Origin of the sequence: Longibacter sp. (assembly GCF_051155795.1) — a bacterium.
Classification (GTDB): Bacteria; Bacteroidota; Rhodothermia; order Rhodothermales; family Salinibacteraceae; genus Longibacter.
In genome coordinates this window covers 25,965-37,768 of sequence record NZ_DAXETW010000106.1, presented here as the reverse complement: position 1 = coordinate 37,768, position 11,804 = coordinate 25,965, and the positions used below count along the sequence as shown (strand labels likewise).

General features: G+C 63.0%; 5 protein-coding genes. 2 read left to right on the top strand and 3 right to left on the bottom strand.

Annotated features, from left to right (window positions below):
* Positions 1–220 precede the first annotated feature (220 nt).
* Both ACFCU0_RS11370 and ACFCU0_RS11365 read left to right on the top strand, forming a co-directional pair.
* On the top strand, positions 221–2,542 hold the full coding sequence (locus ACFCU0_RS11370; protein ID WP_434973793.1) for an NAD(P)-binding domain-containing protein: 2,322 nt from the start codon (positions 221–223) through the stop codon (positions 2,540–2,542).
* Between the two features lie 167 nt (positions 2,543–2,709).
* Positions 2,710–3,138, top strand: coding sequence for a universal stress protein (locus ACFCU0_RS11365; protein WP_434973792.1), 429 nt, complete (start codon positions 2,710–2,712; stop codon positions 3,136–3,138).
* 106 nt (positions 3,139–3,244) lie between these two features.
* Here ACFCU0_RS11365 and rnr read toward each other — a convergent pair whose 3' ends face one another.
* The 3 genes from rnr to aroB all read right to left on the bottom strand — a co-directional run bounded on the left by rnr (position 3,245) and on the right by aroB (position 11,741).
* Positions 3,245–5,428 carry a ribonuclease R gene (rnr, locus tag ACFCU0_RS11360; RefSeq protein ID WP_434973791.1) on the bottom strand — a complete coding sequence of 728 codons (2,184 nt, stop codon included), beginning with the start codon at positions 5,426–5,428 and terminating at the stop codon, positions 3,245–3,247.
* A gap of 224 nt (positions 5,429–5,652) precedes the next feature.
* Positions 5,653–10,458, bottom strand: a complete 4,806-nt coding sequence (locus ACFCU0_RS11355) for a translocation/assembly module TamB domain-containing protein (RefSeq protein WP_434973790.1) — start codon at positions 10,456–10,458, stop codon at positions 5,653–5,655.
* Positions 10,459–10,640: 182 nt separating this feature from the next.
* Positions 10,641–11,741: a 3-dehydroquinate synthase gene (aroB, locus tag ACFCU0_RS11350; RefSeq protein WP_434973789.1), complete on the bottom strand. Its 1,101-nt coding sequence runs from the start codon at positions 11,739–11,741 to the stop codon at positions 10,641–10,643.
* Positions 11,742–11,804: the final 63 nt, after the last annotated feature.

Genomic DNA, 11,804 nt, shown 5'->3' with positions numbered 1-11,804 from the left:
CGTTCTGACGCATGCTGCACTCAACGGGTGGCCAGCGACACAAGTTTGATCGTGGGCATCGGTCCGTGGCCGAGTCGTCGTGAACGGCCAAGGAGGCGGTTCATCGCTCGTCATGAACGAAGAGGGAGCGGATGCCGTCGGCATGCGTAACGACACCCCGGTCTGCGGTACCAAACCGTTGTCCCATGCTGCATCTACTCATTTCCAATCACCGTCACGTATGATCCGCGCGTTTCAGAAGTATGTCGACTGGCTCCACCTTCAATGGCCTGCCGGTGATGTGGAGAAGCTTCCCCGTGTCGACGATCACTATCGAAGCAGTGTCGATGGCGTGTACGTGGTCGGCGATCTGGCGGGCGTGCCGCTGCTGAAGTTCTCGATCGACTCGGGCGTGAAAGCGGTGCGTCATGCCGCTGACGATCTCGGTGCGGCCGGTGGAGGGGACGGTGCGCCGGCCCACGTGCCGGATGGAACGCGAGAGGCGCCCGTGTCCATCGCCGTTCTGGGGGCCGGAGCCGCAGGGATGGCTGCTGCCCGGGAGGCCCGAAATCTTGGGATCGACGCCGTCGTGCTCGAAGCCAATTGCCGGTTTGCGACGATTAAGGACTTCCAGCAGGGCAAGCCTATCTACACCTATCCGCAGGACATGACGCCTGCCGGGGACCTGACGGTGTCGGCGAAAGTGAAAGAGGCGCTCGTGGACGAGCTCGAAGGCCAGACCCGTGATCTTCCCGTTCGCGACTTTGAAGCGCATCGCATCGCCCGGGATGGCGGTCTGCATATTATCGAGAGCGAAGACGGGGACCGGGTCTATGCGCGCCGGGTAATCGTGGCAATCGGTCGCAGCGGAAACTTCCGAAGCCTCGGCGTCACGGGAGAAGATCGGGCGTTTGTGCATCATCGCCTTCACGACCCGAAGAAGTGGGCGGGGAAAGACGTGGTGGTCATCGGCGGCGGCGATTCCGCGCTGGAGGCCGCCACCGCCCTGACGGAGGCCGGCGCCGCGGTCACGCTGTCCTATCGTCGAGACGAGTTTGCGCGACCGAAGCCGGAGAACGTCGATCGGGCGTATGAGCTCGCGACGTATCATGCGGGAGACGGGTCGCTCCGCCTGCGTATGCCGACGGAGGTCGAGTCCATCGGCGACCACGAGGTAACGCTGTCCGACGCAGAGGGCGAACCGGAAACGGTCCGGGCGGATGCAGTTTACGCGATGATCGGCCGCGAAGCGCCGCTCGACTTTTTCCGCCGCTCCGGGATCCGGCTTCGAAACGACTTCGGGGATCTGCCGGCCACCATGAAAGAGGCGGTTACCGGGGTCGACTGGTTGTCGAATGTGCTCTGGAGACGCGTCGGGGCATTCGCTGCCTTCTTCCTGTTCATGTGCGCGGTGTACAGCTGGAAGGACGGAGGGATCGTGCAGCAGTGGGCCTCGGCGGCGAATATCTTCCCGTTCAACCTGAGCGGTGACCCGGAAGCGACCGGTCTGGTTGAGATCATTCTGACGTCGGCTACGAAACCGGGGTTCTACTACACGCTGGTGTATTCGCTGATCGTCGTTATTTTCGGCGTTCGTCGTATTCGACGAAGGCAGACGCCGTACATCCGTGTACAGACGCTCACGCTGATGGCCATCCAGGTCATCCCGCTGTTTTTACTGCCGGAAATGATCCTGCCGTATCTGGGTGCAAATGGTCTTCTGCCAACCGGTTTCCTGGATGCCCTCTTTCCCACGAGTGAATGGGCGGTTCACGGGCGTGAGTATTGGCGGGCGTATGGATTTATCCTTGCTTGGCCGCTTCTGGTCTACAACGTGTTTACCGCAGAGCCGCTGTGGTGGTGGATCGCCATCTGCTTCGTGCAGACGTTCGTCCTGATTCCGGGCATGATCTACTTCTGGGGGAAAGGCGCCTACTGTGGCTGGATCTGCTCCTGCGGGGCGCTGGCGGAAACGCTCGGGGACGAGCACCGCGACAAGATGCCGCACGGGGAGGGCTGGAACAAGCTCAATCTCGTCGGGCAAGCGCTGATGGTCCTGGCGTTCGTGCTGCTCTTCTTCCGCATCGGCGGATGGGTCTGGCCGGGCGGCTGGATGGACGAGGCCTTTAACCAGTTGATGTTCGGCGCCGTCTTCGGCCTGCAGATCAACTACGCGTGGATGGTCGATGTCGTCATGGCCGGCATGATCGGCTACGGCGTCTACTTCTGGCTGTCCGGCCGCTTCTGGTGCCGCTTCCTGTGCCCGCTTGCCGCCCTCATGCACATCTACGCCCGCTTCAGCCGCTTCCGCATCCTGGCTGATAAGGAGAAATGCATCTCATGCAACGTGTGCACCAGCGTGTGCCACCAGGGCATCGACGTGATGTCCTTCGCGCAACAGGGGGAGCCAATGGCGGATCCCCAGTGCGTGCGGTGCTCGGCCTGCGTGCAGAGCTGCCCAACGGGCGTACTGAGCTTCGGTCAGGTGGAGCCGTCGACAGGTGCGTTCATTTCCCGAGATTCGCTCGAGGCCTCCGCGACACGCATCCGGGAAGGCGCATAGAGAGACCGCCGTTTACAGTCATTCAAGTCCGCCGACCGGCTTGCACGAGACGCCCACGGGCGTTAGACTGCCGTCCCGGGTACCCGGTCGACCGACACAGTAAACCTGTTGCCCGGAAATCATGCAGACGCATCCCTCCGCTAGCTCTTCACGCGAACCCGCTCGCCATGTACGACGCCGTTCTCATTCCCGTTGACCTGTCTGCGACGAACGACCTGGTGCTCGAGCGTGCCACGGAACTCGGCGTACCCGGTGAAACGGATGTTACCCTGCTGCACGTCATCGAGATGCTCGATGACATCCCCCTCGACGAAGACCCGGAGTTCTACGAGGAATTGCGGGAGAACGCGCAGGCCAAAATCACGCAGTGGGCGGAGAAGCTGACCGAGGCCGGATACACTGTGACGGCCGAGGTTACCTACGGCGAGAGCGGTCAGGCCCAGGAAATTGTCGCGACGGCACGGGAAGCCCCGGCCGACCTGATCATAATGCGCTCACACGTCGTCGACCCGGATGAATCGAGCGATCAGGTCGGCACGGTGAGTCATCAGGTGGCCCTGTTTGCACCGTGTAGTGTACTGCTCGTGCGCGGCTGACCCCGCCCGACGCGAGCGCAGTCCGTCGTTACCATGCATACAAAACCCCGGCTGCCATTCTGGCGACCGGGGCTTTGCTTATGACGCTTCGGGATGGTGGGACGCGCTACTCGTCGTCGTCGACGAAGATGAGGTCGATCTGGCGCTTCTCGACGTCCACGTTGGTCACCTGAACGGTGCACTCGCCACCGGGGCGGTACGACTTGCCGGTGTGCTCGCCTTCCATGGTGTACGTAGTTTCGTCGTACATGTAGTAGTCGTCGTCCATTTCACGTACATGGACGAGGCCCTCGACGAGAAGATCGGTCAGTTCAACAAAGACGCCGAACTTCGTGACTCCGCTGACGACCCCGTTGAACGTGTCGCCAACGTGTTTCTGAGTGTACTCCACCTGCTTCAGCTTGACGGACTCGCGCTCGGCCTGCTCGGCGTTCCGTTCCTGCTCGGAGCAATGCTCGCAGATCTCCTGAAGCTTGCCTTTCTTCGGCACTTTGCCGGAGGCGGCATAGCGCTTCAGCAGGCGGTGAATCACGAGGTCCGGATAACGGCGGATGGGGCTCGTGAAGTGCGAGTAGAAGCCGAACCCGAGGCCGAAGTGGCCAATGTTCTTCACATTGTACTCGGCCTTCGACATGGCGCGCAGAGCAGCACGGGTGATGACGGTTTCTTCGGCCGATCCCCGCACCTCATCAATCAGGTCGCCCAAATCCTGAGAGGTGACGTTGCCGTCCGTGATCGGCAGGTCGTAGCCGAAGACCTTCACGTACTCGGACAGTTGGCGGATGCGCTCTCCGTCCGGGTTGTCGTGAATGCGGTAGATGAAGGGGAGGGGTTCATCCCGATTCTTGTAGGCCCCGTCGGCCACGCGCTTATTCGCGTCCTTGCCGCCGATGTGCCGGGCAACGGTTTTGTTGGCGAGAAGCATGAACTCCTCGATCAGCCGGTTGGCATCCATCCGCTCCTTGCGAATAATGTTTTCCGGGTTTCCCTTGTCGTCGAGAATCACCTTCACCTCGTCGCTCCCGAAATCGATGGCGCCTTCGCGCATCCGCTTCTTCGTGAGCGTCTTCGCCAGGCGGTTGGCCTGCACGATCTTCGATGAGACGTCGTGCTGCGGGTATCCACCGTCGATATACGTCTGCGCCTGATCGTACGTGAGCCGCTTCTTGGAGTGGATGATGGTCTCCTGGATGTCGTAGTCGACGACGTCGCCGTGCCGGTTGATCTCCAGGATGACCGAAAAGGCGCACTTGTCCTCGTTCGGGCGGAGGGAGCAGACCTTATTCGACAGCTTCTCGGGAAGCATCGGAATGGTTCGGTCGACCAAGTACGTGCTCGTCGCCCGTTCGATGGCCTCGTCGTCCAGGGCGGTGCCCGGCTCCACGTAATAACTCACATCGGCGATGTGGACGCCCACCTCGAAGTGACCGTTGTCGAGCTCCGTCAGGTGAATGGCATCGTCGAAGTCCTTCGCATCATCCGGATCGATCGTGAAGATCAGCTCGTCACGAAGGTCTACGCGACGCTCGATTTCCGAAGCAGGAATCTCTTCGTCGATTGCCTCTGCTTCGGCCTCGACCTCCTCCGGGAAGTCGGCCTTCACGTCCATGCTCATCGCGAGGGAGAGCACGCGGACGTTCGGGTCGTTAGCGTCCCCGATGACGCGGAGAATACGGCCCTCTGGTGACGCTTTCCGGTCTTCGAAGCGATCAATCGAAACGACCACTTTTTCGCCGTCTTCGGCGCCGTTAAACGCCTCCTGCGGAACGAACACGTCCTGCGGAATGCGCTGATCGTCCGGGTCGACGAAGGCAAAATGGCCTTTTCGCTTGAAGGTCCCGACGACTTTCGTCCGCCGGCGTTCAATAACTTCAAGCACTTCACACTCCCGCTTTTTGTCCTTGCCGCCGGACTTGGCGGCGATACCGACGCGAACGAGGTCGCTGTCGAGCGCCTCGCCCATGTTGTATTCGCGGATGAAATATTCCTCGTCCTCCTCCTTGTCCTGGACGAACCCGTAACCGTGGGGTGTGACGTTGAGGACGCCGACGCGCTGGTTGCCGACGGGCTTGTGCTGGTACTTCCGTTTCCGACGACGGACCAACTTCTGGGACGCGAGATCGGCGATCACATCGCAAAAGGTAAGGTACCGGTCGTGGTCCTTGATGTGGAGGGCACTTGCGATCTCGTTGGTGCGATACCACTTCTCGGAGTGGGAGCGTAGAAAATCGAGGGTTTTTTTGCGGAGCTGCTTCTTGTCCGCGGAAGCCGTTTGGGAACGAGCGTTCACAAAGAAAAGGTCGTTATCGAATAAAATGACGACGGCGCACCTTCGGAACGGTCAGGAATGGACCGTAACCCAACGCGCGGGGTCGTGCAGAAGATATCGGGGAGCAAACGGGGCGGCCCGTGATCTCGTTCGCCGTATTTTGGACAACAGGCGGTCAGAGCTGTGAAGACTTGACGTGATACGCGGCGGTTCAGCGGCCAGCTTCCGCGCCCCCTGCACCGGACTTACTCGTTGTCTTCGCGCTGCGCAACAGCCTCGTCAGGTTCGGGCTCGGGGGGCGATCGGTCGTCCGTGTCGGGCTGGGGGCCGTCCCCGGGGAGGAGCCAGCCAAAGAGCTGGTAGAAGAGTCGTTTCCACGTGGAGAACTCCGTCTGATAGGAGAGGCCGGCGCCAGTCGTATTCGTGAGCGTCTGCCGTGTGACGTCGTCGCCCGCTCGCCGGTAGAACACCTCGACCGACACGCTGCGGCTGAGGCGCACTTCCACCACAAACTCGCCCTGGGGACCGCTCGCCTCGGTTTCATCCGGCTCGTTACCGGTGTAAACGCCCTCGCCTCGAATGATGAGCCGTTCATTCAGAAGGCGAAGGGCCACGCCATAAATAATGTCAAGATCCTCGGGGTCCTCGCCCGATACACCGAGGCTCACGTCCACGTTCGGGAGGGCCTCGGACAGGTACCGGTTGAGCTGACTCGCCACGAGCTGCGACACGCTGTTGAACGCCAGCTGGTTGCCCGCCTCCGCGATGCGGCTCTGTTCGTCGGAGGCCCCGCCGGTCGTCAGCGTGGATGTCGTGAGCAAGAACGTGTTCGTCAACAGCACACTGGTCGCATACTCCGTCGCGAGGTCGTCCTGGTTGAGGATGGCGTCCAGCGTTTGATCCCCGATCAGCCCGGAGCGCTGGTCGCGCGCGACAGCCAGGCTGAGATCGACTCGTGGCGTTTCTACGCGACCGGTAATGTCCAGCTCCACGATGACGGGGATGCGGCCGGCATACTGCTCCTCGTTGGGTAGTCCGGCGGGCGACGCCCGGGTCCGATAGGCTGCTGACAGATTCATGACCGCGTTCACGGGGTCGCCATCCCACGTCAGCGTCCCGCCGTCGATGCTGAACTTGCGAACGAATACTTCGCCGGCGGTAAAGAGGTAGTCGCCTCCTTCGACCTCGTACGTACCGTATACGAAAAACTCGCCTTCCTGTCGCTGGAGCTGCACACGGCCGGATCCGATGGCTGTGACGACGTCGCCCACCAGCGGGTCGAACACGAGATGCACGGTTGAGCCCTGCGGTGCCAGAATGTTGAGATCGAGTTCAAGCCCGTCAAGGAATGAGGGTTCGCCGACCGGGCGATCCGCGAGGAGGTTGTCACGCCGCGTGAGGTCGCGGAGGTCGGGAAGCTGGCCGGTGCTGTCGGCGAAGATGATGTAGCCGGATTCCTCCGAGACGTCTTCTTCCAGAACCGGGATGTAGAGTTCGCTGTCCGGCGTCGTCCGGGCACCGGGGGAGCGCAGGGTGGCGTCCGGAAGGGGTCCGGTGAGCGTTGCCGGGCCGGATGCGCGGATCGTCCCGTAGAAGGGCAGGTCGTCGGAGTCCTCGACGTCGATGACCGTCATCTCGCGGAGCTGTCCTGCAAGGTCGAAGGAAAAGAAGCGGTAGTCGTTGAACAGGATGCTGCCGTCGATATCGGCGACCCCGTCGTCGCTGTCGTCGATCCGAACGCCGGCGAGGTGAATGCCGGCATCGTCCACCATGACATCGCCCGCGATGCGATAATTGAGGTTGAAGTCCGGCAGCGTAAATGCACCCTCTTCGACACGCATGTCGGCGTCGAACCGAGGATCGGTAAACGACCCCCCGATGTGGGCCCGACCGGCCGTGTATCCGCTCACCTTCGTGACGGTGTCCTGGAAGATGTATTCGAAGAAAAACAGGTCGGCGCGGTCGACGGTCAAGTTGAGGTCGAGCGGATCGCCGGCGAGAGTGTCCGCTCCGGCCATCGGTAGACGAATGCGACCATCCAGGGTGAGCGAATTGCTCTCGGCGGTCCGAACCCCGCCGGGCACGAGCTCCGGCCCGGACGCCGTCGTGTCCGGTTCAATCCGCAGTGAAACCCCGACATCCGGTGATCCCTGGTAGCTTGCCCGCAGCCCGAGGACCCCAAGAAGGCGCCGATCGAATGAGAATCGGCCCACGGTCAGGTCGGCCTGCACGATGGGCTCGTTCCAGCGGCCCGTCAGTTCGACTTCGCCGTCGAGGCGCCCGGCAATGGGGCGGTTGAGTTTGAGCAACTCGGATACCGGGTGGAGGAGAACGTTCTCTGCACGGGCGACGAGGCGGTCTCCTTCCCTGGGGGAGAGACGCCCCGAGATCTGAACCCGTTGAATCTCGTCCGTTTCCGGGCGCGGGCTCTGGATGACGAGCGGTTCGACGACGATGCCGTCCCCGTACACATCGATTGTGGACGCCTCGGAGTGACGCCACGACAACTCTCCGACCGTCGCCGACAGGTCGCGGACGGTGATGACATTGCGCGATGCCCGTACGTTCAAGCCGGCTTCGAACGTGAACGGGCCGGCATTGCCTTTCCGATCAGTGGACAGGCGTAGTTCTCCCGACCGCTCCTGATACCGGGCCGAGAGCCGCGGTGCGGCCACAGAGAGGCTGCCAACTGCGGCCTCGTGCGCGATTACGTCGAACCGGGTCGATGTGGAGGCTACGAGAGGGCGGTCCAGTGACGCGTTCATTTGAAGAATTGCACGCAGCGAGTCGGCGCGGACCTGATTCGTGGCGTACGCGTCGGCATGAACCGTTGCCCGCAGCGCGAGCGTGTCCGCGTCAGCACGGGCGTTTAGCGTGGAGGATAGTCCATCCGTGAGTGGGGGCAGCATCGGGAGCCAGAGGCGGAGAACGGCCGCGTCCCGGATTGTGGCGTTTAGCCCGATATCGAGGGGGCGTTGCATGCCACCATCTTGTAGAAGCCCCCGCACGGAGTCGCGGCGGGCCGAAAGCGACAGCCCGGCGTCGGCGTCCGGTGTGGAGACGGCCGAGTCGGGCTCGGTCGCTGCCGCGGACGTGCGCACGACGGTGTTGCCCGCGGAGGCGAGTTCGGCCGGCATGGGTTTGTCGGCCGCCAGGCGGAGGGCGTCCTGGAACTCACGTTGCCACAGTCCGGCGACGGCGGGCAGGATCTGAGTGTCGAGATCCCCGGTCGCGGTGAGGCCGAGGACCGTGCCGTCGACACGCAGGCGGGGCCGGTCGTCCCCGTCCTCGGTGAGGTCGACCGTCACACGGTGGGGAGGGAGGATGTGGAGACTGTCGCCCGACGCGATGCGAGATGAATCGACCTGAAGCGAAAGGGAGCCGGTCAGGGTGGACATGTCGCCACCGCGACTTCGCGTTTCGAGGCGTGCGAAGAGGGACGAAGCAGGCAGGGTACCGGGGAGAGGCGCGAGGTCGAGGCCGCGCGCATCCGCCGTGAGCCGGATGTCCGGTTCACGCGCCCGGGCGTCGACCCGAGCGTTGAGAGAGAGGGTGCCGGCTCCCGCCTGATCGAGCATAATCCGCGCCTCGCCGACGCGTCCAGTCAAGGTGATGTCGACGCGGGCCGTGTCGAGCCGTTGTTGACCGATCGACGAGGGCCGCAGTTGCAGGGAGAGGTCTGTATCGAGGCTGTCCGTCCGTATACCGCGGCCGGTTCCGGTAATGCGCCCGGTGATCGCCCCCGCAAGCTGAGGTCGCCCGGTCACAGGTCCCAGGTTTAGGCTGTCGACGTCAAGTTCGGCAGAGTACTGTACGGCCCGACCGGGGCGTCGCTGCACCGCGACATCGCCGCGGGCGGCTCCGAGATTGGTCTCCGCCGTCAGCGACGCGCTGACATCGAACGGCGTGGGCCGATCTGCAGAGAGGTCGATCACGCCGCGGGAGAAAAACGAGAGCAACGCGTCGTCTACGGTCGCAAGCCGTTCGGGGAGCGGCCGACCCCAGACGGTTTCGACGTCGGCGCGCTGCAGCTCCGCCTCGCTCACGCGTACATCGTAATCTAGAGAGTCGGGGAGGCCAAGCGCCGTTCCCTCGATGTTGATACGGGAGGCGCCATGCCGGACTTCCACATCGTCGAGCAGAAAGCTGGACGGTGGGCCGATGATGCGCCCGCGGACGGAGACGAGGTCCCGGAGTGGGCTTCGGGGCACGACGCGGTGGACTTCGTCGAAATCGATCCGGCTATCGGCAAGGCTGATGTCGAGGTTCGGTTCGCCGGTCTCGTTCATGGCCACCGAGCCGCTCACCCGAATATCTGTCGCGCCAGTAGCAATCCGTGTCTGTCGAAGCGTCCACGTGTCGTTTTCCCGGACCACCTGTCCCTGCACTGCGGCGAAGGAAAGCCCGGCGTCAGGCACATCGAAGGTGACGTCGTAGGCCTCGATCAACTTTTCGCCGCCGGACCAGTCGATTGTTCCGTTTGCGTTCAGATTCTCGACTCCTGCACGCGTGTAATCGAAGAGCCATCCCTCCCGGACCGTCTCCGGGGCCGCTCCGTCGCGGGTGGTGGTGACGCGACCGTTCTGGACCCGCACGTCGGCCACGGAGATGCCAAGGCCCGGCCCGTCGGACGACGGTCGGGTGCGTCGGAGCGCCGATTGGATTGACCAGCTACCGTTACGGTCCCGGTGGGCGTGGACCTCGGGGCGGTGCAGGGTGATCTGGCGAACCGATAGCTCCCGGGCGAGAAGCTGGGTCCACCGCGGACGCAGGGTGACGGAGTCCACAGACACGACCCGTTCCCCGTTGGCGTCCAGAATCCGGACATCGGAGGCGTAGAGGTCGTTGACGAGATTCCCCTGCAGACGCGCGATGTGCAGGGAGCCGGTAAACTGGTCGTCAAACCGGGCTTCGATCTGCTGGCGCAATTCGTCGCGCCCGACCTCCGTCCGCGTCAAGCCGAAGAAGGCAATGGCGCCTAGGAGGACCAGGTAGAGCAGGCCCTGAAGGGCTCTCCAGAATACGCGCGTTATGGTACGGGAAGAAGACAATGCAAGAAGCGGAGGTCAGCAAAAAATGAGCCCGACAGGGAGAGCCCTCGTGGGCGATGCAACATGCCATCGAAACAGCGTCGCGTTCCGGGCCTCGGGGCCTGCGACGTGGGACGAACGAACCGACGGTCGGGGCCCGGAGGGGGGCTCCGGACCGTCGGAATGGCCGGAAGAAGGGGCACTTACGAGGTTGTAGCAAACTGCCAGGCCTGTTCAAGTGCCGCATCGGATACGTCTCCCGTCACATACGCATTGCCGAGACGATCGAGAAGAACGAAGCGCACGGTGCCCGCCTTGTTCTTCTTGTCCGACTGCATGGCCCGACGCACCGCCGGCCAGTCGAGGTCGGTCGGGTCGTGCTTCTGCGGGATCGCACGGAGAACGTAATCGATACGGTCGCGGGGAACGGTGTCCGGGTGCTCGCGAGCGGACAGGTACAGGGCGGCGCGCATGCCAATCGCGACGGCCTCCCCGTGCGTGAACGTGCCGTAGCCGGCAACGGACTCAATGGCGTGAGCGAATGTGTGGCCAAAGTTCAGGATCGCGCGGCGCCCGCTCTCGGTTTCATCCTCGCCGACAATGGTTGCCTTGACGGCTGCGGCACGGGGGATCATCTGATGAACACGTTCACGGTTTCGCCCCGTCAGGAGGTCGACGAGGTGTTCTTCCAGGAACGTAAACAGTTCCGCATCCGCGATCACAGCGTGTTTGATGACCTCGGCCATTCCACTTGTCCATTCCCGCTGCGGAAGGGTGCCGAGCGTGGCCACGTCGGCTACCACCACTCGCGGCTGGTGAAACGCGCCGATCAGGTTCTTACCGGTCTCGTGGTTGATCCCGGTTTTTCCGCCGAGGGCGCTGTCCACATGGGCGATGAGCGACGTCGGGCACAGGACGACGGGTACACCGCGGAGAAGCGTCGCCGCAGCAAAACCTGCAAGATCCCCGACGACGCCGCCCCCAAGCGCGATCACGGGCGTATCCCGATCGATTCCCCACCGTAGAATGTCGTCATACAGGTCCTGCAGATGGGCGGCGGACTTCGTCGCTTCGCCGGCCGGAAGCGTGATTACGTGCGGCGTCCACCCCGCTGACGTAAGCGCCGTTCGAACGGGAGACCGGTACTGCGCCCCGACGTTCTCGTCGGTCACGACCACGCATTTGCCCGCCCGAAGCCCCACATCATCGAGGATCTTGGGCAGGGCACGCAGCGATTCGTACCGAACCGCGTACGACCGATCCGCGTCGAGCGGAACGGTGACAGGCGACGATGTACCGATCATGGTCTGGGGGGACTGTTCATGAAGGATGCGAATCGAACCCGCGGCCAGAATTTCCGTTTCGAA